This window comes from Pseudomonas sp. GW822-FHT01E03, from assembly GCF_058802985.1.
This window is the reverse complement of sequence record NZ_JBXAOQ010000011.1, coordinates 97,569-121,942: the sequence shown is the minus strand read 5'-3', so window position 1 is coordinate 121,942 and position 24,374 is coordinate 97,569. Positions and strand designations below refer to the sequence as shown.

The 24,374-nt window shown below is 61.7% G+C and carries 20 protein-coding genes; 10 read left to right on the top strand and 10 right to left on the bottom strand.

Translation table 11 applies throughout. The features are described from left to right. Positions 1-149: 149 nt before the first annotated feature. Positions 150-1,478, bottom strand: a complete 1,329-nt coding sequence (gene miaB, locus AC1RP7_RS21815; protein ID WP_493182787.1) for a tRNA (N6-isopentenyl adenosine(37)-C2)-methylthiotransferase MiaB — start codon at positions 1,476-1,478, stop codon at positions 150-152. Between the two features lie 134 nt (positions 1,479-1,612). On the opposite strand from miaB, the gene AC1RP7_RS21810 reads away from it, so the two are divergent. Continuing rightward, entirely contained in the window at positions 1,613-1,942 is a 330-nt protein-coding gene (locus tag AC1RP7_RS21810; protein ID WP_008052403.1) for a DUF1820 family protein, read from the top strand. A 130-nt stretch (positions 1,943-2,072) separates the two neighbouring features. Here the strand turns inward: AC1RP7_RS21810 and AC1RP7_RS21805 are convergent, their stop codons facing one another. From AC1RP7_RS21805 to AC1RP7_RS21790, 4 genes are all read right to left on the bottom strand, one after another. Further along, positions 2,073-2,627: a tetratricopeptide repeat protein gene (locus AC1RP7_RS21805; protein WP_057713169.1), complete on the bottom strand. Its 555-nt coding sequence runs from the start codon at positions 2,625-2,627 to the stop codon at positions 2,073-2,075. Between the two features lie 224 nt (positions 2,628-2,851). After that, a complete protein-coding gene (gene hemL, locus AC1RP7_RS21800) occupies positions 2,852-4,135 on the bottom strand; it encodes a glutamate-1-semialdehyde 2,1-aminomutase (RefSeq protein ID WP_493182789.1) in 1,284 nt (427 codons plus the stop codon). 10 nt (positions 4,136-4,145) lie between these two features. Continuing rightward, the gene (gene thiE, locus AC1RP7_RS21795) at positions 4,146-4,769 is read right to left on the bottom strand and encodes a thiamine phosphate synthase (RefSeq protein ID WP_057713170.1); all 624 of its coding nucleotides are present in this window, start codon (positions 4,767-4,769) and stop codon (positions 4,146-4,148) included. 31 nt (positions 4,770-4,800) lie between these two features. Beyond that, positions 4,801-5,598: a hydroxymethylpyrimidine/phosphomethylpyrimidine kinase gene (locus AC1RP7_RS21790; protein ID WP_057713171.1), complete on the bottom strand. Its 798-nt coding sequence runs from the start codon at positions 5,596-5,598 to the stop codon at positions 4,801-4,803. A 395-nt stretch (positions 5,599-5,993) separates the two neighbouring features. On the opposite strand from AC1RP7_RS21790, the gene AC1RP7_RS21785 reads away from it, so the two are divergent. The 4 genes from AC1RP7_RS21785 (at position 5,994) to AC1RP7_RS21770 (ending at position 12,474) form a co-directional block, all read left to right on the top strand. Further along, positions 5,994-8,378 (top strand): 7TM diverse intracellular signaling domain-containing protein, encoded by a 2,385-nt coding sequence (locus tag AC1RP7_RS21785; protein ID WP_429522130.1) that lies wholly within the window; start codon positions 5,994-5,996, stop codon positions 8,376-8,378. A gap of 74 nt (positions 8,379-8,452) precedes the next feature. Continuing rightward, a complete protein-coding gene (locus AC1RP7_RS21780) occupies positions 8,453-10,114 on the top strand; it encodes an acyl-CoA dehydrogenase family protein (RefSeq protein WP_218497964.1) in 1,662 nt (553 codons plus the stop codon). Positions 10,115-10,266: 152 nt separating this feature from the next. After that, positions 10,267-11,766 (top strand): AMP nucleosidase, encoded by a 1,500-nt coding sequence (amn, locus tag AC1RP7_RS21775; protein ID WP_191622263.1) that lies wholly within the window; start codon positions 10,267-10,269, stop codon positions 11,764-11,766. A 72-nt stretch (positions 11,767-11,838) separates the two neighbouring features. Then, positions 11,839-12,474, top strand: a complete 636-nt coding sequence (locus AC1RP7_RS21770) for a pseudouridine synthase (RefSeq protein ID WP_493182793.1) — start codon at positions 11,839-11,841, stop codon at positions 12,472-12,474. Here AC1RP7_RS21770 and AC1RP7_RS21765 read toward each other — a convergent pair. Together AC1RP7_RS21765 and AC1RP7_RS21760 are read right to left on the bottom strand one after the other, a co-directional pair. Continuing rightward, complete coding sequence (locus AC1RP7_RS21765; protein WP_015096955.1) at positions 12,469-12,678, bottom strand: DUF2788 domain-containing protein; 210 nt, start codon at positions 12,676-12,678, stop codon at positions 12,469-12,471. The genes AC1RP7_RS21770 and AC1RP7_RS21765 overlap by 6 nt on opposite strands. A 213-nt stretch (positions 12,679-12,891) precedes the next feature. Next, positions 12,892-13,371, bottom strand: a complete 480-nt coding sequence (locus AC1RP7_RS21760) for an Lrp/AsnC family transcriptional regulator (RefSeq protein WP_007937367.1) — start codon at positions 13,369-13,371, stop codon at positions 12,892-12,894. 437 nt (positions 13,372-13,808) lie between these two features. On the opposite strand from AC1RP7_RS21760, the gene AC1RP7_RS21755 reads away from it, so the two are divergent. Further along, positions 13,809-14,852, top strand: a complete 1,044-nt coding sequence (locus AC1RP7_RS21755; RefSeq protein ID WP_493182795.1) for a DUF6515 family protein — start codon at positions 13,809-13,811, stop codon at positions 14,850-14,852. On the opposite strand, the gene AC1RP7_RS21750 is transcribed toward AC1RP7_RS21755, so the two are convergent. Together AC1RP7_RS21750 and AC1RP7_RS21745 are read right to left on the bottom strand one after the other, a co-directional pair. Next, positions 14,846-15,742: a cation diffusion facilitator family transporter gene (locus AC1RP7_RS21750; protein WP_493182797.1), complete on the bottom strand. Its 897-nt coding sequence runs from the start codon at positions 15,740-15,742 to the stop codon at positions 14,846-14,848. The genes AC1RP7_RS21755 and AC1RP7_RS21750 overlap by 7 nt on opposite strands. Before the next feature lie 42 nt (positions 15,743-15,784). Continuing rightward, complete coding sequence (locus tag AC1RP7_RS21745) at positions 15,785-16,204, bottom strand: hypothetical protein (protein ID WP_057713177.1); 420 nt, start codon at positions 16,202-16,204, stop codon at positions 15,785-15,787. 109 nt (positions 16,205-16,313) lie between these two features. Between AC1RP7_RS21745 and hrpB the strand changes: the two genes are divergently transcribed. Further along, entirely contained in the window at positions 16,314-18,830 is a 2,517-nt protein-coding gene (gene hrpB / locus AC1RP7_RS21740) for an ATP-dependent helicase HrpB (protein ID WP_340314677.1), read from the top strand. Between the two features lie 128 nt (positions 18,831-18,958). On the opposite strand, the gene AC1RP7_RS21735 is transcribed toward hrpB, so the two are convergent. After that, complete coding sequence (locus AC1RP7_RS21735) at positions 18,959-19,879, bottom strand: LysR family transcriptional regulator (protein WP_057713179.1); 921 nt, start codon at positions 19,877-19,879, stop codon at positions 18,959-18,961. A gap of 227 nt (positions 19,880-20,106) precedes the next feature. Between AC1RP7_RS21735 and AC1RP7_RS21730 the strand changes: the two genes are divergently transcribed. The 3 genes from AC1RP7_RS21730 to AC1RP7_RS21720 all read left to right on the top strand — a co-directional run bounded on the left by AC1RP7_RS21730 (position 20,107) and on the right by AC1RP7_RS21720 (position 24,366). Further along, positions 20,107-21,597 carry an aldehyde dehydrogenase gene (locus tag AC1RP7_RS21730; RefSeq protein ID WP_493182800.1) on the top strand — a complete coding sequence of 497 codons (1,491 nt, stop codon included), beginning with the start codon at positions 20,107-20,109 and terminating at the stop codon, positions 21,595-21,597. Between the two features lie 21 nt (positions 21,598-21,618). Then, on the top strand, positions 21,619-22,989 hold the full coding sequence (locus tag AC1RP7_RS21725) for an aspartate aminotransferase family protein (RefSeq protein WP_493182802.1): 1,371 nt from the start codon (positions 21,619-21,621) through the stop codon (positions 22,987-22,989). Positions 22,990-23,379: 390 nt separating this feature from the next. Continuing rightward, positions 23,380-24,366, top strand: a complete 987-nt coding sequence (locus AC1RP7_RS21720; protein WP_057713182.1) for an ABC transporter substrate-binding protein — start codon at positions 23,380-23,382, stop codon at positions 24,364-24,366. Positions 24,367-24,374 lie beyond the last annotated feature (8 nt).

Genomic DNA, 24,374 nt, shown 5'->3' with positions numbered 1-24,374 from the left:
GCGTGGGTGCGAAAGCTCTTAAATAACCAACGTCGTACGCAGTCCCTGTGGGAGCGAGCTTGCTCGCGATGACGGCCTGACATTCAACATATGAGTTGTCTGGCCTGACGCTATCGCGAGCAAGCTCGCTCCCACAGTGGAATGCAGTGTTACTGGGTCAGCGAGCCCCGCAGCGAGTGCGGCTGCGCGGCATCGATGTGCACGTCCGCGAACTGGCCGATCAGGGTCGGATTGTCGCAGCGGAAGTTGACGATACGATTATTCTCGGTCCGGCCTTGGAGCTCGCCCGGGTCCTTTTTCGAGTAGTCGGTCACTAGGATTCGCTGGATCGAGCCGACCATTTGTCGGCTGATCTCGAAACCTTGCTGGTTCAAGCGATGCTGCAGGGCATTCAGGCGTTCTTTCTTCAGCTCTTCCGGAGTGTCGTCGGCCAGATCGGCGGCCGGTGTGCCCGGGCGCTGGCTGTAGACGAACGAGTAGGAAAAGTCGAAGCCGACGTCGGCAATCAGCTTCATGGTCTGCTCGAAGTCTTTCTCGGTCTCGCCGGGGAAGCCGACGATGAAGTCCGAGCTGATGCAGATTCCCGGCACGGCGGCGCGCAGTTTGCGCAGTTTGGATTTGTATTCAAGCGCGGTGTGGTTGCGTTTCATCGCCGCGAGGATGCGGTCCGAACCCGATTGCACCGGCAAGTGCAGGTGCTTGACCAGCTCCGGCACGTCGGCGTGGGCCTGGATCAGGCTGTCGGAGAACTCCAGCGGGTGCGACGTGGTGTAGCGGATGCGGTCGATGCCATCGACCGCGGCGACCACGCGGATCAGCTCGGCCAGATCGGCCAGGCGTCCGTCATGGGTGAGGCCGCGATAGCCGTTGACGTTCTGCCCCAGCAGCGTCACTTCCCGTACGCCGTTTTCGGCCAGGTGAATGATCTCGGCAATCACGTCGTCGAACGGCCGGCTGACCTCTTCACCGCGGGTGTAGGGCACCACGCAGAACGTGCAGTACTTGCTGCAACCTTCCATCACCGACACGTAAGCGCTCGGGCCGTCGATGCGGGGCTCGGGCAAGTGGTCGAACTTTTCGATTTCCGGGAACGAGACGTCGACTTGCGGCAGCTTGCTGATGCGCGCGGCGTCGATCATTTCCGGCAGGCGGTGCAGGGTCTGCGGGCCGAAGACAACGTCGACGTACGGTGCGCGATCGCGAATGGCCGCGCCTTCCTGGCTGGCCACGCAACCGCCGACGGCGATCACCATGTCCGGGTTGGCCAGCTTCAGTTCGCGCCAGCGGCCGAGCTGGGAGTAGACACGATCCTGGGCGCGTTCGCGGATCGAGCAGGTGTTGAGCAGGATCACGTCGGCGTCTTCAGCGCGAGCGGTGACTTCCAGGGCCTGATGTTCGCCCAGCAGATCGACCATGCGCGAGCTGTCGTACTCGTTCATCTGACAACCGTGGGTTTCGATGTAAAGCTTCTTGGCCATGGAATAGAGTCATCACGTGATTCAAAGAACCGCGCATTATAGGGAACATGTACCCAGGTTCCTACCGCTGCGCGTCCGATGGCTATGCTATAGTTCGCGCCCTCATTTTTATCCCCCGATGTGTTTCGCCCACCATGACCAAACGTGAAGCTCCAATCTACAAGGTGATTTTCCTCAACCAGGGCCAGGTGTTCGAAATGTACGCCAAGCAGATCTATCAAAGTGATCTGTGGGGCTTTCTGGAAGTGGAAGAGTTCGTCTTTGGCGAGCGCACGCAAGTGGTCGTCGATCCGAGCGAAGAAAAGCTCAAGGCTCAGTTCGAAGGCGTAGTGCGCAGTTTTGTGCCGATGCATTCGATCGTGCGTATCGATGAAGTCGAGCGTATGGGAACACCGAAAATCAGCGAAGCCCGTGGCGCGGTCGGCAATGTCATGCCGTTTCCGATGCCGATGCCTGAGAAGTAAGGCTCAAGACCGGGTCGCCCCCAATCGCGAGCAAGCTCGCTCCCACAGTTGACCGAGTTCTCATATGGGAATGCAGTCGGATGTGGGAGCGAGCTTGCTCGCGATTGGGCCAGTCAGAACAACACGGAAGTCAGGGCAGTGGCGCGAACGGCGTACGCCCATCGGCGCTCTGCAATTCCATCAGGTATTTACGGAAGATTTGCCCGAGCACCTGGGTAGCAAGCTCCAGTTCTTCGCGGGGCATCTTTTCGGTGACTTCGTCGGCGGTGTCCAGGGCCTCTTCGGCGCCGTTGACCGCCGCCATCTTCAGCAGGATGTACGCCTGAACGTTATTGGCCGGCACGCCTTCGCCGTGGAAGAACATGGTGCCGAGTTTGAATTGTGCCTGGGCGTGGCCTTGCAGCGAGGCTTTTTCGAAATAGCTCAGGGCTTGATTGAGGTCGCGCGGCGTGTTTTTGCCTTCGTAGTAGAACTCACCCAACTCGTATTGCGCTTGCGCATCCCCTTCTTCCGACGCTTTCTGGCAGGCGGCGAGCGCCTGTTCCAGGTCTTGCGGCTGGGTATTGAGGGTGCAGCGACCCATCGCTGGGATTAACAACGAGTTGCCGCCTGCTTGTGCGTGCGCGAGCAGGGGCTGAAGAAGCAACAGGCAGCCCAGTGCAAGGGTGCGGCCGGTGCGGTTCATGGGAATCGACTTACCTCTGAAGGGCGCGCGGACCCATCGAGGGATCCAATAAGCGCGCATTATGAAATAAGCAGGGCCAACCTTACAAAGTCTTTACTCGTTTTTCTGCTGCACGGGAAATTTATCGCCCACTTTGCGGGGGATTATTAGCAGATGAGTAGGAAAAATCGTGGGAGCGTAGGCGAAAGCTGACGCTGGCAAGGGCCAGCGTCAGCATTTGAACGTTACTTCAAGGCCGCGAAGGCGCGCTCGGCGGCGTCCAGGGTCAGCTTCAGTTCAGCTTCGCCGTGGGCGATCGAAGTGAAACCGGCTTCGAATGCGCTCGGTGCCAGATACACGCCACCTTCGAGCATCAGGTGGAAGAAGCGGCCGAACAGGGCTGCGTCGCTGGCCATGACGTCATCGAAGGTGACGATGTCGTCGGCACCGCTGAAGTACAGGCCGAACATGCCGCCGGCCTGGGTGGTCACGAACGGAATGCCGGCCGCATCGGCGCGCTGTTGCAGGCCGTCGAGCAGGCGAGAGGTGTAGTCGGTCAGCTCGGCGTGGAAGCCCGGGCGGCTGATCAGGCGCAGGGTGGTCAGGCCGGCGGCCATCGCCAGCGGGTTACCGGACAGCGTACCGGCCTGGTACACCGGGCCCAGCGGGGCGATGCGCTGCATGATTTCGCGCTTGCCGCCGAAGCAGCCAACCGGCATGCCGCCACCGATGATCTTGCCGAAGGTGGTCAGGTCAGGCGTCACGCCGTAGTACGCCTGGGCACCGCCGAGGGCGACACGGAAACCGGTCATCACTTCGTCGAAAATCAGCACCACGCCGTGCTTGTCGCACAGGGTCCGCAGGCCTTCGAGGAAACCCGGTGCCGGCGGCACGCAGTTCATGTTGCCGGCCACTGGCTCGACGATGATGCAGGCCACGTCCTGGCCGACTTCGGCGAGCATGGTTTCTACCGCGTCGATGTCGTTGAACGGCAGGGTCAGGGTGTGTTTGGCGAACGCTGCCGGTACACCGGCCGAGCTCGGTACGCCTTGGGTCAGTGCGCCGGAACCGGCCTTGACCAGCAGGCTGTCGGAGTGACCGTGGTAGCAGCCTTCGAACTTGATGATGCTGTCGCGGCCGGTGAAGCCACGGGCCAGGCGAATGGCGCTCATGGTCGCTTCGGTGCCGGAGCTGACCATGCGCACCATTTCCATCGACGGCACGAGGGAGCAGACCAGGTCGGCCATCTGCGTTTCCATCTCGGTCGGGGCGCCGTAGGACAGGCCGTGCTCAAGCTGTTTACGCACCGCGTCCAGTACGTCCGGGTGGCTGTGGCCGAGAATCATCGGGCCCCAGGAACCGACGTAATCCACATAGCGCTTGTCGTCTTCGTCGGTGACGTAGGCGCCTTCGGCGTGCTTGAAGAACAGTGGCGTGCCGCCGACGCTCTTGAACGCGCGAACCGGCGAGTTCACGCCACCGGGAATGTGTTTCTGGGCATTGGCAAACAGCGTTTCGGAACGAGACATGATCGGGCTCTCAGACTTTTAGTAATTCATTGAATGCGCGGGCGCGGCGGGTTACTTCAGCCGTGCTTTCGGCGCCAAACAGGCCATGCACCACGGCCAGCAGGTCGACACCATGGGCCACCAGCGGCGCGGCGTTTTCCAGGGTGATGCCGCCGATCGCGCAGATCGGCAGGTGCAGTTTGCTGCGTGCCTGGTCGAGCAGGTCGAGACTGCAGGTCGGGGCGCCGGGTTTGGTGTTGGAATTGAAGAAGCGGCCGAACGCGACGTAGCTGGCGCCTTCTTTGACGGCCTGTTCGGCGAGGTCGAGTTGCGCATGGCAGGTCGAACCGATGATTGCATCGCGACCCAGCAGGGCGCGGGTCGGAGACAATGGACCATCAGTTTGACCCAAGTGCACGCCGACATTCAGGCGTGCGGCCAACTCAGCGTCATCATTGATGATCAACCGGGTGTTGTAGCGTTCGCATAAATCACGCAAGGCTTCGGCTTCGCGCAGACGACGGGCTTCGTCACTGCTCTTGTCGCGGTATTGCAGCAAGGTGACGCCGCCTTCCAGCGCCGCCTCCACGTACTTGAGCAGCTTACCGTCCAGCAAATGGCTGTCGGTAATGGCGTACAGGCCACGTAGTTTCATCGGACAAGCCTCACCGCATTACAAATAGAAGTTACGAACAGAAATCCAGTGGCAAACGGCGCGGCACGAACTGGCCTTTGCCCAACTGCTCGGCATCTCGCAGGGTGCGCCACGTGTAGTTAAGCGCGGTCTGCACGGCGCTGGCGAGGTTTTCGCCCTGGGCCAGACGACCGGCCAGCGCACTGGCCAGGGTGCAACCGGAACCGTGATAACTGCCCGGCAAACGCTGGCAGGTAAAGGTTTCGCGCAGGCCGTCACGGCTGTACAGGCGATTGTGGATTTCGGTTTCGTCGCCATGGCCGCCGGTGATCAGCAGGTGTTTGACGAACGGCAGGAGTTTTTCTGCGCACTCGTCCGCGGTGCCTTCGGGCAGTTCGGCGAGGATGCGGGCTTCGGGAAGGTTGGGGGTCGCAATGATCGAAAGGGGCAGCAGGCGTTCGCGCATGGCGTAGCCGACTTCGTCCTTACCCAGGCGTCCGCCGCCACCGGCGCGCAGCACCGGGTCGCAGACCACCGGCAAGTGCGGGTGCGCCGAAAGCAGTTCGACCACGGTGTCGACCATTTCCAGGGAACCGAGCATGCCCAGTTTGACGGCGGCGACTTCGGAGTCGTTGAGCACGGCATTGGCCTGGGCCAGTACCCACTCACGGTCCAGGACGCGGAAGTCAGTGACATTGACGGTGTCTTGCACGGTCAGGGCGGTGACGGCCGGAGCCGCATGGCAACCCTGTGCGAGCAGGGCTTCGATATCTGCCTGCAAGCCGGCGCCACCACTTGGGTCGTGGCCGGAGAGACAGAGGACAACGGGGCGAGAGCTGTAGATATTCATGGTGCGCGAGCTTACCACCAAACCTGTTTTTCGGGTGTTGTGGCAGTGTGTTTGGTCGATACATTGTGGCGAGGGGGCTTGCCCCCGTTGGGCAGCGAAGCGGCCCCAGTGACCCGTCAGGTTCATCGAGTCGGCTGGTTTTACGACTGCTTCGCAGCCGAACGGGGGCAAGCCCCCTCGCCACAGTGATATTCCTGTCATTGATAATCGTTCGTTGGTGTTGCTGGAACGCCCGTTCTAGAGCCTTTGTAGGAAAAATTTCTGTGGTTCTCATTGGCCATCAACGGCTATGCTAGAGTGGATCCAAACCAATAACAGGTGATACCGGTTTTACGTCTGCTCAAAAGGAATGGGGGGCTTCCTGACAGAACCGGACAGGCCACGCTGGGGCTTCAATGCGCTATTTGCTGATGTTGCTGTTGTGTTTGCCCCTCCTGGCAAACGCCGTCGAGTTCGATGAGTTCACTCAAAGCCTCCCCTTGGGCCGAACCCTGCAGGTCTATGAGGACGCAGGTGGTCAGGCGACCATCGCGGATATCCGTGCGCAAGCGGCGGCCGGCAACTTCAAACCGCACCACAAAGATACGCTTAACGCCGGGTACTCGCGTTCGGTGTTCTGGCTGAAAATCGACCTGCATTACCGTCCAGCCAATCCGGCGGCGCAAAGGACCTGGCTGCTGGAACTGGCCTATCCGCCCCTCGATCATCTCGATCTCTATTTGCCCGATGCGGCCGGCAACTATCAGTTGGTCAGGCAGACCGGCGATGCCTTGCCCTTCGCCAGCCGCGAGATTCGTCAGAACAACTATCTGTTCGACCTGACGTTCAAGCCGGACCAGGCCGAAACCGTATTCATGCGCTTGCAAAGCGAAGGCTCGATCCAGGCGCCGGTAACCTTGTGGTCGAGCACCGCCTACCTCGAAGAGCAGCCCGTGCGCCTCTACGTACTGGGGCTGATCTACGGCGTACTGCTGGGGATGCTGGTCTACAACCTGTTCATCTACCTCAGCGTGCGCGACACCAGTTACCTCTACTACATCTTTTATATCGCCTCGTTCGGCTTGTATCAGCTGTCGGTAAACGGTGCGGCCGTGCAGTATTTCTGGCCGGACAATCCGTGGTGGGCCAACGCTGCGACGCCGTTTTTCATCGGCTGTGCGGGGCTGTTCGGCAGTCAGTTCGCCCGCAGTTTCCTGCAGATGGCTACCCACAGTCGCTGGCTTGACCGCTTGCTGCTGGCGCTGGTTGCCTTCAGTGCGCTGGTGATCGGCCTGTCATTGATGACCAGCTATGCCCTGGCCTTGCGCCTGGCCACGGCCCTGGCGCTGACATTCACCGTGGTGATTTTTGCCGCCGGGATCTTTGCCTGGCTGCGGGGCCTGCGGGTGGCGCGGTATTTCATCATTGCCTGGTCGGCGTTTTTACTCGGTGGCATCGTCAATACGCTGATGGTGCTTGGATACCTGCCGAACGTGTTCCTGACCATGTATTCCAGTCAGATCGGCTCGGCCATCGAAGTGGCGTTGCTGTCCCTGGCGCTGGCCGACCGCATCAACGCCATGCGCGAGCAGCAGGCTCAAACCCTGTTCGACGCCAGCCAGAAGCTTGAAGTCCTCAACCAGCAACTGGCTCACAGTAACAAGCTCAAGGACGAGTTCCTTGCCACCCTGACCCACGAGTTGCGCACGCCCATGAATGGTGTGATCGGTTCACTGGAGCTGATGCAGACGGTCGAGATGGACCCGGAACTCGAGTACTACCAGCAGACGGCTTCGGGGTCGGCGCGGGACATGATGCGCATGGTCAACGGCATCCTCACCCTCACCGAATTGCAGGCCGGCAAACTCAAGGCCTCGGCCGACACCTTCAGCTTGCGTGGCGTGGTCGAGGCACTGCGCACGCAGTTCGAGGGCAACGCGTCGAGCAAGTCGCTGGACTTCAAGGTCGATGTCGCGCCAGGTGTGCCGGATCGCTTGCTCGGCGACAACGTCAAGATCGCGCAGTGCCTAGAATGCCTGCTGGATAACGCCATCAAATTCACAAAGGTCGGCGGTCTGGCGCTACGGGTGACCGGCAAGACCATCGAGCCCGACCGGCTGGCGTTGACCTTTGCGGTGATCGACACGGGCATTGGTTTCACCGATTTAGGGGAGGCCACGATGTATCAACGGTTCTTCCAGCTCGATGGCTCGATGACCCGTGAATACGGTGGCCTGGGGGTTGGCCTGGCGATTTGCCGACAGTTGGTCGAATTGCTCGGTGGGCGACTGACTCATCGCTCCGAGCCAGGGCGCGGCAGCCGGTTTCAGCTGGATGTGGAAGTCGGGTTGCCGGCGGCCGAACGTCCGGTGACGCCGTTGATGACCCGGGATTTTCCGCGCCTGCGCTTGCCCCAGGATTGTGCCGTGCTGTTGGTGGATGACAACAGCATCAGCCAGTTGGTGATGCGCGGCATGTTGCTCAAGCTGGGCTTTCGCGTACGTACAGCCAACAGCGTCGATGTCGCGCTCGATCTGTTGCAGCGCGAAGTGTTTGACGCGGTGCTGGTCGATTGTCAGTTGCCGCTGCCGGACGGTGAGTCGGTGTGCTGCCGGATCCGCGCGTTACCCGGTTATGCCGAGCTGCCGTTGTTCATGATCGCCCTGAGCGGTGACCGTGAGCGCTGCCCGACCGGCGCAGTGATTGATCACTTGAGCAAGCCGGTGAAATTCGAAGACTTGCAGGCCGCGCTCTACCGCCGTGTGCTCTGCCCGCAACAGGGCGAAAGCGCCGACAGTTAGGCGTATATGACACTTTGATCGGCCGAGGGGCGGTGCTTAACTGAAGTCCCTTGGCCGACCAAAGGAGCCCTGTCATGAACCTGCATCAGTTCGCCGAAACCCACGAAGTCACCAACCAGCCACCGTCACTGGACGGCGCCAACCTGTACCGCATCGACTTGCCGTTGCAGGAATGGTCGCGGCGCTTCGGGGCCGGTTGGGCCGAATCGCGGATCGACGCCTATGGCGCGCTGGCCGGTGGCCCGTTGATGGAAGCCGGGTTCCTGGCCAATCAGAACAAGCCGGTGTTCAACAGCCATGACCGGTTTGGTCATCGCATTGATCTGGTGGAGTTTCATCCGGCCTACCATCAATTAATGCGCACGGCGGTCGAACATGGCCTGACCTCGCTGCCCTGGGCGCACCCGCAGGACGGCGCCCATGTCGCCCGCGCATCCATGACCTATCTGCACAGCCAGGCCGAGGCCGGCAGTGGATGCCCGCTGACCATGACCTTCGCCAGCGTTCCGGCCATGCGCCTGCAACCGGACCTGGCGCAAAAGTGGCTGCCGAAAATCCTCGCCACCGAATACGACCCGCGCAATGTCGGCATGGTCCACAAGGCCGGAGTCACCATCGGCATGGCCATGACCGAGAAGCAGGGTGGTACCGACGTGCGGGCCAATACCACCAAGGCCTATCCGGTCGGCGCCAGCGGTCCGGGCCAGGCCTATGAACTTGTGGGGCACAAGTGGTTTTGCTCGGCGCCGATGTGCGACGCCTTCCTGACACTGGCGCAGACCGACAAGGGCCTGACCTGTTTCCTGTTGCCGCGCCATCGTCCGGACGACACGCGCAATCAGTTCTATATCCAGCGCCTGAAGAACAAGCTCGGCAACTGCTCCAACGCTTCCAGCGAAGTGGAGTTCCGTGGAGCACTGGCGTGGATGGTCGGTGAAGAGGGCCGTGGCGTTCCGACAATCATCGAAATGGTCGCCATGACCCGCTTCGATTGCATGGTCGGTTCCAGTTCGCTGATGCGTCAGGCGCTGACCCAGGCCAGCCATCACTGCGCTCACCGATCGGTTGGCGGCAAACTGCTCAGCGAACAGCCGTTGATGCAGAACGTGCTGGCGGATCTGGCGCTGGAAAGCGAAGCGGCCCTGGCGTTGAGCCTGCGCATGGGCCGGGCGCTGGATCATCTGGATGATTCGCAGGAAGCCAAATTCGCCCGCCTGGTGACGGCGGTGGGCAAGTACTGGATCTGCAAACGGGCGCCGGCGATGATCAACGAAGCGGCCGAATGCATGGGCGGCGCGGGTTATGTCGAAGACAGCATCCTGCCGCGGCTTTACCGCGAGGCGCCGGTGAATTCGACCTGGGAAGGCTCCGGTAATGTGCAGTGCCTCGACGTGCTGCGTGCCCTGTCGAAAGAACCAGGCGTGCTCGATGCGCTGTTCAGCGAGTTGGGCGATGGCCATGGCGACAAGCGCCTGGCTGCGCACATCCATCAATTGCAGGCGGCCTTCAAGGACACCAGCGACATCCAGTACCGCGCCCGGCAACTGACTGAAGACATTGCCCTGGGGCTGCAGGCCAAGCTGTTGCTGGAAGCCGGGAATGCGGTGGTCAGTGATGCGTTTATTGCCAGTCGCCTGGATGGCGGCGGCCGAGTGTATGGCGCGTTACCACGAGGGCTGGACGTGGAAGCGATTGTCGCGCGCTCGACTCCTCAAGGCTTCTGGTCAGCGCCGTAAACTCCTGTGGGAGCGAGCTTGCTCGCGATGACGGATCAACATTCAACAGTGATGTTGACTGATGCGCCGCTATCGCGAGCAAGCTCGCTCCCACAGTTGTTCTCTGTACACAGTCAATGCCACTGTTCCCGTGAAGCGACGATGCAGGCAAGATGAAGGTCTGCAAGTCAGAACACAGGATGCTGATCGTGACCGAAGCTTTTATTGTCGTTCAAACCGCCGAGCAAGCCGTGGATCGGCTTGCACTCTTGCACAATCGTGCAACCACCGCGTTGAGCCAGGCGCTCAAGCGCTACCTCAAGGATCGCGTCGAGCCCGATGCAGAACAGCGCTCGATGTTCCGCTATCCCGAATTGCGCCTGACCTATCACTGCCAGGGCGAAGTCCCGCAGACCACCCGTGCCTACGCCAAGGTTCAGCTGCCGGGCACCTACAGCGTCACCGTCACCCATCCCTCGGCTTTCCGTAAGTACCTGCTGGAACAGCTCGTTCCGCTGATGCACGACTTCACCGTGACCGTGGAAGTCGGTGTCAGCCAGCAGAACATCCCGTATCCGTATGTGGTCGAGCAGGGTGATGAGCTGGCGGGTTCCGGTGTCACTGCCCCCGTGCTGGCGCGGGTGTTCCCGAGTACCGACCTGTCGGCGGCGACCGACGGCATTGCCGACGGTCTGTACGATTGGGAAAACACCGATCCGCTGCCGTTGGCGCTGTTCGATGCCGCGCGAGTGGATTTCTCCCTGCGCCGACTGGTGCATTACACCGGCAGCGACTGGCGGCATGTGCAGCCGTGGATTCTGCTGACCAACTATCACCGCTACGTCGATCAGTTCATCGTCCATGGTCTGGAGCAACTGCGCAACGACCCGCGTTTCGTGCGCATGGTGCTGCCGGGCAACGTGATCATCGAAAAGAGCATGGATCACGGCGAAGCCTCGGCGATTGCCGCCGGGGTGGTCTGGCACCGCTACCAGATGCCGGCCTATCACCTGATCGCCAGCGATGGCCACGGCGTGACCCTGGTCAACATCGGTGTCGGCCCGTCCAACGCCAAGAACATCACCGACCACCTGGCCGTGCTGCGCCCGCACTGCTGGCTGATGATCGGTCACTGCGGCGGCCTGCGTCAGTCGCAGACCATTGGCGACTACGTGCTGGCCCACGCCTACATGCGTCGCGACGGAATTCTCGACCGGGTGGTGCCGCCGAACATTCCGATTCCGGCGTTGGCCGAAGTGCAGCTCGCGCTTCAGCAAGCGGCGGCCAACGTCACCGGCGAGAAGGGCGACGAACTGAAGAAACGCCTGCGTACCGGCACCGTGCTGACCTACGACGACCGTAACTGGGAGCTGCGCTGGGCGCAGGAACGGCCGCTGATCAACCTGTCCCGCGCCGTGGCGGTGGACATGGAAAGCGGCACCATTGCCGCGCAGGGTTATCGCTTGCGAGTGCCGTACGGCACGTTGCTGTGCGTCTCGGACAAGCCGCTGCACAGCGAAATCAAGTTGCCGGGCTCGGCCAACGCTTTCTATGAGCGCGCGGTCAGCCAGCACCTGAAGATCGGTATCGAGGCGGTGGATCTGTTGCGCACCGAACTCAACTCGCTGCACTCGCGCAAACTGCGCAGCTTCGACGAGCCGCCGTTCCGCTAACGGTTTGTCATGGTCATTTGGCGGTCAGGGCACTAGCATTAGCAGCCCTGACCGTTAGATGTTGTTTTGCCCATGTCGCGTCCATCTCGTCCACCTTCCCGTCGCCCCGGCGCGAAACCATCCCCATCAGCCCCGCGCCGTGTCGCCAAGGCGCCACCAGCCGAGCCGAAGCTGATCCTGTTCAACAAACCTTTCGATGTGCTGACGCAATTCAGCGACGGCGACGGGCGCGCGACCCTCAAGGATTACATCGATGTAGCGGGAATCTATCCGGCCGGACGGCTGGACCGCGACAGCGAAGGCTTGTTGCTGCTGACCAACGACGGCCAGCTACAGGCGCGGATCGCCGACCCGAAACACAAGCTGGCCAAGACCTATTGGGTGCAGGTCGAGGGCGAACCGAACACCGAACAGTTGCAGCGCTTGCGCGACGGCGTCGAATTGAATGACGGCATGACCTTGCCCGCCGAGGCGCGGCAACTGGACGAGCCTGAGCTGTGGCCGCGCAATCCGCCGGTTCGCTTTCGTAAAAGCGTGCCGACCAGCTGGCTGGAGTTGGTGATTCGCGAAGGGCGCAACCGGCAGGTGCGGCGCATGACCGCTGCGGTCGGGTTGCCGACCTTGCGCCTGGTGCGAGTCAGGATCGGCGACTGGACGATCGAAGGGCTCGATCAGGGACAGTGGAAAGAAGTACCGGCGCGCTTATAAAGTGCCGGATTCGATCAGGCCGATCACCACGCTCTTGATGATGAACGCCGCCACGCCCAAGCCCAGCACGAAAAACAGAATGAACGAGCCAAAGCGCCCGGCCTTGGACTTTTTCGCCAGATCCCAGACGATGAAACCCATGAAAATGATCAGGATCGTGACCAGACCGGTCATCATCCATTCTTCGAAAACGGCAGGATCCATCGAATATCTCCAGCGCGGGCTTGGCTAAAAGGGCGCGGCGAGTATACGCCTGCGCGGGTTCGCGCTGTATTGACCTGCGTCGGTGTGTCGCAGTCATTCGTCGCCTGTGCCGGCCCCATCGCGAGCAAGCTCGCTCCCACAAAGTTTTGTGTTGACCGCAGTATCGTGATCCATACAAAACCTGTGGGAGCGAGCTTGCTCGCGATGGCGTCCTCAGCTGCGCAGATGAGTCAAAGGCAGTTCGGTGCTGTTCAACACCTGATTCAACACAAAACTCGATCGCACGCTGGTCACGCCTTCAATCCGCGTCAGATGCCCCAGCAGCAGTTTCTGGTAGTGATCCATGTCCGGCACCACGACCTTGAGCTGATAGTCGGCATCCATCCCGGTCACCAGGCTGCATTCGAGCACTTGGGGCAGGGTGCGGATGGCCGCTTCGAAATTCTCGAAACGCTCCGGCGTGTGACGGTCCATGCCGATCAGCACGTAAGCGGTCAGGCTCAGGCCGAGCATCTTGCGGTCGAGCAGGGCGACCTGGCGGGAAATGTAACCGTCGTCTTCCAGTTGCTTGACCCGCCGCGAGCACGGCGAAGGCGACAGGCCGATGCGCTCGGCCAGCTCCTGGTTGGAGATGCGTGCGTCGCGCTGCAATTCCGCCAGAATACTCAGGTCGTAACGGTCGAGCTTGCTCATCAATCGGTCCTTTGTCGTAACTATTGCGGAGGATTATGTATCTAGGGTTAAAAATTGCGCAAGTGATGTTTAATTCAGCAATCTTCGCAATCCTCTGCCGACGCTCCCGGCCTATTCTTATCACCAGAATCACTGCTCGGACAAACAGTCCAGTGCGGCTCGCCGAATCAGGCCCGCCGCGGTCGCCACCCCCACCGGGGATGTGCCGGCCCCCGAGCTACACACTGTCCAGAAGACGGCGTGAGGTGAGCCGACGCCACAAGTGTCGAGCCAGGACGAAGTTCTCCAAGGGGAGGCCGACGGGTCTCCCCTTTTTCTTGCGTGGAATTTGACCCGCTGGCCTCAATAAATAAGTTGTGTGACAGATAACCTGTCGCAGAACCGGCCAGCGCTTTCCCAGTCTTAAGTACAGGCCCTTACCCGCAATGAGGTAAAGCATGAAATCGCGCATCTGGCGTTTGGCCGGTGTTGGTTTGTTGTGTGTCAGTGTCTCGGTGCAAGCGATGGCCGATGAGCCGCAAAACCGTGGCCATGATGGCGGGCAACGCGGTCAGGGTGGGCATCAGGGCGATAACCAGGGCCGTGGTGGCGGTGACCAGCCGCATCCGCAAAACGGCCAGCAGCAGAATCAGCCCCGGGCGCAGAACAAGGACAACCGCCAGAAAGAGCACGGCGCCCAGAATCAACGTCAGGACAATGACCAGAGGCAGAGCCGTCCAGCGCCGGATTTCAACAACCAGGTGCGCTCGCCGCCGCCACCGCCGCAGATGCCGGCCACTGACATGCCAATCCAGCCCCGGCCCGACACCGTGCGCCAGACCCAGGAGCCGCAGCGCGGTTACTACAAGGACCAGCCACGTCGCAACGATGACAAACAGCGCTGGAGTGGTTACACAGTCGCACCGTCCTATGACAATCACGGGCAGGGGCGCCCGAGTGGACGCGGCAACGGCTGGGGGCCTGGCCCCAGGTATCGTCCCGGTCAAGTGATCGACCGCTTTCCCGAGCGCGACTACCGCGTGCCTTACCGTGGCATGGATTACTTCTATTCCGGTGGCTACTGGTATCGCCCGCTGGGCCCGCGTTACGTGGTGGTGCAGCCACCGCGCGGGATTCGTGTCAGGTACCTGCCCGATTACGCCGAGCAGGTATGGATCGGCGGGGCGCTGCTGTTCCTGGCGGCCGGTTCCTATTACGCCTATCAGCAAAGCACTCAGGATTACGTCGTGGTCGAACCGCCGGTTGGCCAACCGCAACCACCCGCTGGCAACAGCGGTTATGACGTGGAGGCGTATCCAGCCAACGGTCAGTCGCCGGAGCAGGTCAGTCGGGATGGTTACGAGTGTTATCAATACGCGGTGCAGCAGAGTGGTTTCGATCCACGAACCGCCACCTACCAGCCAGACCCGTCGGTGGTGCAAGCCTACCGACAGGCCCAGGGTAACTGCCTGAGCAGTCGCGGTTATCAGGTGACTTACTGATCCGGCGCGGCTTTCACCACTTCCTGCGGGTCGGCGTGCACCAGCACTTCGGCCCGCGGGTAGGCGGTGTGAATGGCGGCGGCAGCCTGATCGCTGATGCCATGGGCAACGGATAGCGTCAGCTCCCCCGGCAACTCCAGATGCAACTGCACAAACCACTGGTTGCCGGAGATCCGCGTGCGCAGGTCATGGGCACCCAATACGCCGGGGACGCTGCAAGCCAATTCCAGCATGTGCTGGCTGACCTCCGGCGGCAGTTCTTCATCCATCAACACCGCGAAGCTCTCCCGGGCGATCTGCACCGCGCTCCACAGAATGTAGACGGCGATTCCCAGGCCGAACCAGGGGTCGACCTGATGCAGTCCAAACCCGGCCAACACCAGCGCGATCAGAATGCTGCCGTTGAGCAGCATGTCCGAGCGGTAGTGCAGGGAGTCGGCGCGCACCGCGTTGGAGCCGGTGGCCTTGACCACCCGATGTTGAAACATCAACAACGCCAGGGTCAGCACGAGGGAAAACACAATCACGCCGATACTGATCCACGGCGCGCCCACGGGCTCGGGATGCTTCAACCGATCGTAGGCCTGCAACGCGATCAGTACCGCACTGCCGCCGATGAACAACGCCTGGGCCATGCCCGCCAATGACTCGGCCTTGCCGTGCCCGTAGCGATGATCATTGTCGGCGGGGCGCAGGGCGTAATGCACCGCCAGCAGGTTGAGCAATGACGTGACGCCGTCGAGTGTCGAGTCGGTGAGCCCGGCGAGCATGCTCACCGAGCCGCTCAACCACCAGGCGATGGCTTTGGCGACGATCAGGATGCATGCCACCGCCACCGAGGCACGGGTCGCCAGCCGCAGCAGGCGGGCGTGTTCGGAGCTGGAGGTCATAGGGGCCATCGTTCCTTGAAGAGTCCTTTCGTGCGTAGGGATTTACGCGGCGGGTTGCAGGCCGAACATCGCCAGTTGCTGGGCGTTGCCTTTGCTCTGGATCAGGCGTGGATCGTCCAGCGGGAAGCTGCGACCCAGTTCGCTTTCCAGAATAGTCTGCAACTTGCGGTTATCGACTTTGCCGTCGGCGCCGATGGCTTCCTTGAGTTTTTCCGGTGCAACTTGTGCGGTCTCTCCCGGCGCGTAGTAAATCGCGCCGGTGGCGAAGTCCACGGCAAACGCAATCAGGCCGGGGATGATGTAGAACAGCAGGCCCACGGCGTCGAGCGCGGCGATGGCCGGGTCGATCTTGCCTTCGATCTGGCCACGGCGATCCGGGTAGAAGATCGAACCGCAGGCGGTCACTTGAGTCAGCAAGGTTGCGACCAGAACACCGCCAATCAGGCGAAAGGGAGCACGCATATGAAATCTCCTGGGTAATCTCGAAACGAAACGTCGTCGGTATGAATTAAGACCCTGACGAACGCCTTGCAGTTCGCCGTTATACTCGCCGCTCTGTTTGGGAGCCAGCATGATTTCTTTGCCGATCGATGAAGTTTTACCCGCCCTGCGTGAAGCCCTCGCTACACGCCACGAAGCCGTGCTCGAAGCGCCGCCCGGCGCCGGTAAAACCACCCGCGTGCCTTTGGCCTTGCTCAACGAACCGTGGCTGGCCGGGCAGACCATCCTGATGCTCGAACCCCGTCGGTTGGCCGCGCGCGCAGCGGCTGAACGGCTGGCCAGTGAGCTGGGGGAGAAGGTCGGCGAAACCGTAGGTTATCGCATTCGGCTCGACAGCAAGGTCGGTCCCAACACCCGCATTGAAGTGGTCACCGAAGGCATCCTCACCCGGCGTTTGCAGGACGACCCGGCGCTTGAGGGCGTGGGCCTGCTGATCTTCGACGAATTTCATGAACGCAGTCTCGACGCGGATCTGGCGCTGGCCCTGAGCCTCAATGGCCGGGAACTGTTCCGTGACGATCAGCCGCTGAAAATCCTCTTGATGTCCGCCACGCTCGAAGGCGAACGCTTGGCCGGGTTGCTCGACGACGCGCCGATTCTGCGCAGCGAAGGGCGCATGTTCCCGGTGGCGATGCGCTGGGGCCGACCGTTCCAGTCCGGTGAATTCATCGAGCCGCGTCTGGTGCAGACCATTCTTGAAGCCTTGAACGACGAAACCGGCAGTGTGTTGGTGTTCCTGCCGGGACAGGCGGAAATCCGACGTGTGCATCAGCAACTGGCCGATGCCTTGGGCGAAAACACTCAGGTTCTACTGTGCCCATTGCACGGTGAACTGGACCTCGCCGCGCAACGGGCAGCCATCGATCCGGCACCGGCGGGCAAGCGCAAAGTGGTGCTGGCCACCAACATCGCCGAAACCAGCCTGACCATCAATGGCGTGCGCGTGGTGATCGATGCCGGGTTGGCGCGGGTGCCGCGTTTCGACCCCGGCAGCGGCATGACCCGTCTCGACACCCAGCGCATTTCCAAGGCTAGCGCCACCCAGCGCGCGGGCCGGGCCGGGCGCCTGGAGCCGGGCGTGTGTTATCGCTTGTGGTCCCAGGATCAGCATGAGCAACTGGCGGCCTATGGCAGTGCGGAAATCCTTTCGGCGGACCTCGCCGGGCTGGCCTTGCAACTGGAACGTTGGGGCGTAAAACCCGAACAGTTGGTGTGGCTCGACGTGCCGCCTGCCGCCGCCTATGCACAGGCCCAGGACTTGCTCGAACGCTTGGGCGCTCTGCAGGGTGACGCGCTGACCCGTCACGGTCAGGCCATGGCCGAACTGCCGGCGCATCCGCGCATCGCGCATTTGCTGTTGCGCGGCCAGGCGCTGGGACTGGCGGACATGGCCTGCGACGTCTCGGCACTGCTCGGCGAGCGCGATATCTTGCGCGGCGCCGGGGCGGACTTGCACAGCCGACTGGTATTGCTGTCTGGCGAAGAACGCGCCGCACGGGGTGCCCAGGGTGGGGTGCAGCGCGCAAGGCAACTGGCGCGGCAGTATCGTGGTTACCTACGGGGCAAAGCAGCGGAGCCGGTCAGCGATCCAGATCACCCGCGCTGGCTCGGCGCGTTGCTGGCGCTGGCCTATCCCGACCGGGTCGCTCAGCAACGGCGCGCCGGTGGTGCGGAATATCGCTTGGCCAACGGACGTGCCGCACTGTTCGCCGAGGCCGATAGCCTGATGAAGCAGCCGTGGTTGGTGATCGCCGATCTGGGCAGTCGCCAGGGCCAGCGTGAAGAGCGGATTTATCTGGCGACGGACTTCGATCCGGCACTCTTCGATTCAGTGCTGGCCGAGCAGGTTCGCTGCGTCGATCAACTGGATTGGGATGAACGTGAAGGCGTACTGCGGGCCGAGCGTCAGCGCAAGGTTGGTGAACTGATCCTCAGTCGTGAACCGCTGACCGGTCTCGATGAAACCGCCCGCAGCCAGGCGCTGGTCAACCTGGTGCGGCGCAAAGGCCTGGAGTTGTTGCCGTGGACCCCGGAGTTGCGTCAGTGGCAGGCGCGGGTCGCCTTGTTGCGGCAACTGGACTTGGCCAGCAAGGGCGAAAGCGAATGGCCGGATGTCAGCGACGCAGCGTTGCTCAAAAGTCTTGAACACTGGTTGATGCCTTATCTGGGCAAAGTCTCGCGACTCAGCCACTTCGCCAACCTGGATCTGTCGAGCATCGTCCACAACCTGCTGCCGTGGCCGTTGCCACAACGCTTGGACGAGCTGGCGCCCCATCATTTGAGCGTGCCGTCAGGCTCGTCGATTCGTCTGGATTACAGCGAACAGCCGCCGATTCTCGCGGTGCGCTTGCAGGAGTTGTTCGGACTGGCCGAGACCCCGCGCATTGCCGGGGGGCGGCAGGTGGTCAAGCTGCACCTGTTGTCCCCGGCGCGGCGACCAGTGCAGGTGACTCAGGACCTGGCCAACTTCTGGCGCAGCACCTACGCCGAAGTGAAGAAGGATTTGAAGGGGCGTTATCCGAAGCATTATTGGCCGGATGATCCGCTGGTGGCCGAAGCAACTGCGCGGATCAAACCCCGTAAATAACGGTTAACACCGGACTCTGTGGCGAGGGGGCTTGCCCCCGTTGGACTGCGCAGCAGGCCCTGCTTTTCAGATGAAGAGTTAGGGCCGCTGCGCGACCCAGCGGGGGCAAGCCCCCTCGCCACATGAAGTTACTGCGATCTTTCGGATTTGGCGGTGAGCTGTTCGCGGCAGTAGTCCGCAAACAACTGCGCCGGTTTGGTCAGTTGCCCGCGTTTGAGCCACGCCGCCACCAGTCCCGAACCGGTGACGTCTTCAGCGATGTCCACGCACACCACTTTCTGCCCGTCGTAGGTGCACTCCGAATGCGGTTTGGTCACCAGGATCGAGAACCCGAACCCTTGGCCAACCATGCCCCGCACCATCTCGATCGAAGGCGAGCTGAAGGCGATGCGCGGGGTCAGGCCCAGCTCATCGAACAGGCTGACGAAGTAGGTCCGGCTCGGCTGCACGTCCAGAAGAATCATTGGCTCCAGGCACAGGTCCCGCAGCGACACCTGTGCCTGCTGGGCAAAACGGTGATCGGCTGGCAGCAGCGCGTAAGGTCGTTGCGCCGGCATCAGCGGTTCAGTCTCGATGGTGCCGTCCAGATCGTGCTCGTAAAGGATCGCCAGGTCGAAAGCGCCGGAGGTCAGGCCCTGCACCAGCTCTTGTTGCTCGCCGTCGCGGATGCGGATTTCCACCCCCGGGTACAACGCCGAAAATCCGGCGATCAATTGCGGCAGGTACAGCGGTGCGACGGTTTCGAAGCAGCCGATATCGATCTGCCCGGAGACCACATCGTTGTCGGCCAGGGCGTTCTGTTCGAACTCCTTGGCCATGCGCAGCAGTTCCTGGGCCTTGCGGTAGAAGCGTGCACCACTGGGGGTCAATGACACGCCCTGTGCATGGTGACGAATCAGCAGTTGCACGCCGAAACTGTCTTCCAGCCCTTTGATGGCCGTGGAGATCGAGGGCTGGGCGATGTACAGCTTGCGCGAGGCCTCGGCCACGCTGCCGCACTCGACGGTGGTGATGAAGTATTTCAGTTGACGCAGATTGTAGGCAGCCACAGCGAACCTCGGGGGGAGAACGGATCAGGCATCCTGGCAATTTGCGCGCCACCCCTATCCGCTCGGGTAGCGATTTGTTGTGGTTGAACAATAACCACATGCTGCGCCAGAAGGGAGATCGGCTACGTAGTTTTTTCTTGGCCTGCGAACACATTTTTACTGGTTTTCCACCGCTTGGGCCTGAGCGACTATCCAATACACAAGAATGTCCTCTGGAGCATCTGAACGTGTTCGAGCTTGAGTATTGGCAACGCAAGGCCGCTTCCCTGCGGTTTCCCGACCAGGCCGTGATCGACGGCCAGCGCCGCCCGGCGCAGTCGGGGCAGACTTTCGCCGCGATCAACCCCGCCACCGGCCAATGCCTGGCCAACGTTGCCGCCTGCGGCGAAGAAGACGTGAACTCGGCGGTACACAATGCGCGGCAGGTTTTCGAGGCAGGCACCTGGGCTGCGCGCTCACCGACCGAACGCAAGCAAGTACTGTTGCGCCTGGCCGATTTGATCCTCGAAAACCGTGAAGAACTGGCGCTGCTCGACTCGCTGAACATGGGCAAGCCCGTCGCGGATGCCTACAACATCGACGTGCCGGGTGCCGCGGGAGTGTTCCGCTGGTACGCCGAAAGCCTCGACAAACTCTACGATCAGGTCGCGCCGAGTGCGCAGAACGTACTGGCAACCATTACTCGCGAAGCCCTGGGCGTGGTGGCTGCGGTGGTGCCGTGGAATTTCCCTCTGGACATGGCGGCGTGGAAACTCGCCCCAGCCCTGGCCGCCGGTAACTCGGTGATCCTCAAGCCGGCCGAACAGTCGCCGTTTTCCGCCCTGCGCCTGGCTGAGCTGGCGCTGGAAGCCGGTGTACCTGCGGGTGTGCTGAACGTGCTGCCGGGGCTCGGCGAGCAGACCGGCAAGGCCCTCGGTCTGCACCCGGACGTCGATTGCCTGGTGTTCACCGGCTCCACCGAAGTCGGCAAATACTTCATGCAGTACTCGGCCCAGTCGAACCTCAAGCAGGTGTGGCTGGAGTGCGGCGGCAAGAGCGCCAATCTGGTGTTCGCCGATTGTCAGGATCTGGACCTGGCGGCCGAGAAAGCCGCGTTCGGTATCTTCTTCAATCAGGGCGAAGTCTGCTCGGCCAATTCGCGGTTGCTGGTGCAGCGCTCGATCCATGACGAGTTTGTCGAGCGCCTCAAAGCCCAGGCTGAACGCTGGTTGCCGGGCGATCCGCTGGACCCGTCGAGCGCCGCCGGGGCCATCGTCGACAGCCGTCAGACCGCGCGCATCATGAAGTTCATCCAGCAGGCCGAACAGCAAGGCGCGACCAGGATCTGTGGTGGTCGGCAGTCGATCTTCAACGGCTCGGACAACTTCATCCAGCCGACGATTTTCACCGGCGTGACGCCGGACATGCCGCTGTTTCGCGATGAAGTGTTCGGCCCGGTGCTGGCGATTACGGCATTCGACGACGAAGCCCACGCCTTGCAATTGGCCAACGACAGCATCTACGGTCTGGCGGCTTCGCTATGGACCGACGACCTCAACCGCGCCCACCGTGTGGCGCGACAATTGCGGGCCGGTACGGTGTCGGTCAACAGCGTCGATGCGCTGGACGTGACCGTGCCTTTTGGCGGTGGCAAGCAGTCGGGTTTCGGCCGCGACCTGTCCCTGCATTCATTCGATAAATACACCCAGTTGAAGACCACCTGGTTTCAATTGCGCTGATAACAAAACGGAGAACTGGCGATGACCACACCACGTGATACCCGCGACTACCAGGCCGCCGACGCTGCGCACCACATCCATGCGTTCGTCGATCAGAAAGCCCTCAATGACGAGGGGCCACGGGTGATGGTCCGTGGCGAGCGCCTGCACCTGTGGGACAACGATGGCCGGCGTTACCTCGACGGCATGTCCGGGTTGTGGTGCACCAACCTCGGTTACGGGCGCAAGGACCTGGCCGCCGCGGCGAGCCGGCAGCTGGAACAGCTGCCGTACTACAACATGTTTTTCCACACCACCCACCCGCAGGTGATCGAGCTGTCCGAGCTGCTGTTCAGCCTGCTGCCGGCTCACTACAGCCACGCGATCTACACCAACTCAGGCTCTGAAGCCAACGAGGTGTTGATCCGCACGGTGCGTCGTTACTGGCAGGTGCTCGGCAAGCCCGAGAAGAAAATCATGATCGGCCGCTGGAACGGTTACCACGGTTCGACCCTGGCCGCGACGGCGCTGGGCGGCATGAAGTTCATGCACGAAATGGGCGGCATGATTCCGGACATCGAGCATATCGACGAGCCGTACTTCTTCGCCCACGAAGGCAACCTGACTCCGGCCGAATTCGGTCTGCGCGCGGCGCAGCAACTGGAAGCGAAGATCCTCGAACTGGGTGCTGACAAGGTCGCGGGCTTTATCGCCGAACCGTTCCAGGGCGCCGGCGGCATGATCTTCCCGCCCGAAAGCTACTGGCCGGAAATCCAGCGCATCTGCCGCAAGTACGATGTGCTGCTGTGCGCCGATGAGGTGATCGGCGGCTTCGGTCGCACCGGCGAATGGTTCGCCCACGAGTACTTCGGTTTCGAGCCGGACACCCTGTCCATCGCCAAGGGCCTGACCTCGGGCTACATCCCCATGGGCGGCTTGATCCTGTCGAAGAAAATGGCCTCGGTGCTGGTGGAGCAGGGCGGTGTGTTTGCCCACGGCCTGACCTATTCCGGACACCCGGTGGCGGCGGCTGTGGCGATTGCCAACCTCAAGGCCCTGCGCGATGAAGGCGTGGTGACGCGGGTCAAGGATGACATCGGCCCGTACCTGCAACAGTGCCTGCGCGAAGTGTTCGGTAAGCACCCGCTGGTGGGTGACATCCAGGGCACCGGCATGGTCGCGGCGCTGCAACTGGCCGAAGACAAATCCACTCGCAAGCGTTTTGCCAACGAAAACGACATCGCCTGGCGCTGCCGTACGATCGGTTTTGAAGAGGGCGTGATCATTCGCTCGACCTTGGGCCGGATGATCATGGCGCCGGCGTTGATTGCCAGTCGTGAGGAGATTGATGAGCTGATCGCCAAGACCTTGAAAGCAGTGGATCGTACGGCGCAGGAGTACGGCCGGCTCTGACATTTGTAGCGTTCTTGCGGGCCTCTTCGCGGGCAAGCCCGCTCCCACAGGTTATGTGTAATGCCCAAATATTGTGGCTGGCACAAACCCTGTGGGAGCGAGCTTGCTCGCGATAGCTATTGCTCAAACAACACATTTCCCAAGTCTTGCTCTCACCCTGTGCATCCCCGCCCACAGCGCCCTTTCGCGGTGCGCGCTAACGAGTTTTTTCATCGTTCGCATCCACATATTTCCTCATTTTCCTAATCCCGCCCTTGGGCCAACATCGATCTCGCCAGCCCACCGAATGCTGCCCGCCGAAGGGTCCCCGAGAGACCACAGGTTGCAGCCGATTCAGGGCTCGCCGTACTGCCCATGACAAAACTAAATCAACAGCTTTGGGAGTGCTCCATGATCAAGTCCTTGCTTACCCGCGTTGCCCATCCACTGGCGGTCACCGCCATCGCCGCGACGGTCGCCACCAGCGCCCAGGCCGGCACCCTGTCCATCGGTCATACCACCTGGGTCGGCTACGGCACCCTGTACCTGGCCAAGGACCTTGGCTACTTCAAGGAAAACGGTTTGACCGTCGAATTGCCGGTGGTCGAGGAAGCGGCGATGTACATGGCCGCACAAGCTTCCGGCGAGTTGTCCGGCTCGGCGTCGACCATCGACGAGGTGCTCAAGTACCGTCCGCAATTCTGCTTCAAGGCCGTGGCCGCGCTGGACGACAGCCATGGTGGCGACGGCGTGCTGGTGGGTAAGGACGTCAAGAGCCTGCAGGAACTCAAGGGCAAGGCCGTTGCGGTCAACGAAGGTTCGACCTCGCAGTTCTGGCTGTCCTATCTGCTGAAAAAACACGGCATGAGCATGAGCGACATCACCGTGCAGAACATGACGGCCGACGACGCCGCCACCGCGTTCATCGCCGGTCGCGTACCGGCCGCCGTGACCTGGGAGCCGCACCTGTCGATGGTTCGCGACAAGAAGCAGGGCAAGGTGCTGATCGACAGCAGCAGCACACCGGGGGTGATCGTCGATGTGGTCGCACTGAACTGCAGCGTGATCGAAAAACAGCCGGAAGACGTCAAGGCCCTGGTGGCCGGTTTGTACAAAGCTGTGCAGTACACCAAGGATCATCCACAGGAAGCCTACAAAATCATGGCCAAGGGTGTCGGCGGTTACCTGGCCGATCCGAAGGAAATGGAAGCGGCCGCACAGGGCGTGCGTTTCTACGATCAGGCCATGAGCGAAAAACTGCTGGGCTCGCCGGGTAAACCGGGTGACAGCGCACCGCTGATCAAGCTGGCCAACGAAACCGCCAGCGAGCTGCAAGGCAAGCCCTACAACGTCAGCAATGACGACCTGATCGACAACCGCTTCGTCACCCCGCTCTAGGAGGCTGC

What these genes read in the sequence shown, in the direction of transcription:
- AC1RP7_RS21720 (WP_057713182.1), top strand. Translation starts at nt 23,380, where the DNA reads ATGATCAAGTCCTTGCTTACCCGCGTTGCCCATCCACTGGCGGTCACC.
- AC1RP7_RS21790 (WP_057713171.1), bottom strand. Translation starts at nt 5,598, where the DNA reads ATGAATATCTACAGCTCTCGCCCCGTTGTCCTCTGTCTCTCCGGCCAC.
- AC1RP7_RS21785 (WP_429522130.1), top strand. Translation starts at nt 5,994, where the DNA reads ATGCGCTATTTGCTGATGTTGCTGTTGTGTTTGCCCCTCCTGGCAAAC.
- amn (WP_191622263.1), top strand. Translation starts at nt 10,267, where the DNA reads ATGAAGGTCTGCAAGTCAGAACACAGGATGCTGATCGTGACCGAAGCT.
- AC1RP7_RS21810 (WP_008052403.1), top strand. Translation starts at nt 1,613, where the DNA reads ATGACCAAACGTGAAGCTCCAATCTACAAGGTGATTTTCCTCAACCAG.
- AC1RP7_RS21780 (WP_218497964.1), top strand. Translation starts at nt 8,453, where the DNA reads ATGAACCTGCATCAGTTCGCCGAAACCCACGAAGTCACCAACCAGCCA.
- AC1RP7_RS21755 (WP_493182795.1), top strand. Translation starts at nt 13,809, where the DNA reads ATGAAATCGCGCATCTGGCGTTTGGCCGGTGTTGGTTTGTTGTGTGTC.
- miaB (WP_493182787.1), bottom strand. Translation starts at nt 1,478, where the DNA reads ATGGCCAAGAAGCTTTACATCGAAACCCACGGTTGTCAGATGAACGAG.
- hemL (WP_493182789.1), bottom strand. Translation starts at nt 4,135, where the DNA reads ATGTCTCGTTCCGAAACGCTGTTTGCCAATGCCCAGAAACACATTCCC.
- AC1RP7_RS21745 (WP_057713177.1), bottom strand. Translation starts at nt 16,204, where the DNA reads ATGCGTGCTCCCTTTCGCCTGATTGGCGGTGTTCTGGTCGCAACCTTG.
- AC1RP7_RS21725 (WP_493182802.1), top strand. Translation starts at nt 21,619, where the DNA reads ATGACCACACCACGTGATACCCGCGACTACCAGGCCGCCGACGCTGCG.
- AC1RP7_RS21760 (WP_007937367.1), bottom strand. Translation starts at nt 13,371, where the DNA reads ATGAGCAAGCTCGACCGTTACGACCTGAGTATTCTGGCGGAATTGCAG.
- AC1RP7_RS21770 (WP_493182793.1), top strand. Translation starts at nt 11,839, where the DNA reads ATGTCGCGTCCATCTCGTCCACCTTCCCGTCGCCCCGGCGCGAAACCA.
- AC1RP7_RS21765 (WP_015096955.1), bottom strand. Translation starts at nt 12,678, where the DNA reads ATGGATCCTGCCGTTTTCGAAGAATGGATGATGACCGGTCTGGTCACG.
- thiE (WP_057713170.1), bottom strand. Translation starts at nt 4,769, where the DNA reads ATGAAACTACGTGGCCTGTACGCCATTACCGACAGCCATTTGCTGGAC.
- hrpB (WP_340314677.1), top strand. Translation starts at nt 16,314, where the DNA reads ATGATTTCTTTGCCGATCGATGAAGTTTTACCCGCCCTGCGTGAAGCC.
- AC1RP7_RS21750 (WP_493182797.1), bottom strand. Translation starts at nt 15,742, where the DNA reads ATGACCTCCAGCTCCGAACACGCCCGCCTGCTGCGGCTGGCGACCCGT.
- AC1RP7_RS21805 (WP_057713169.1), bottom strand. Translation starts at nt 2,627, where the DNA reads ATGAACCGCACCGGCCGCACCCTTGCACTGGGCTGCCTGTTGCTTCTT.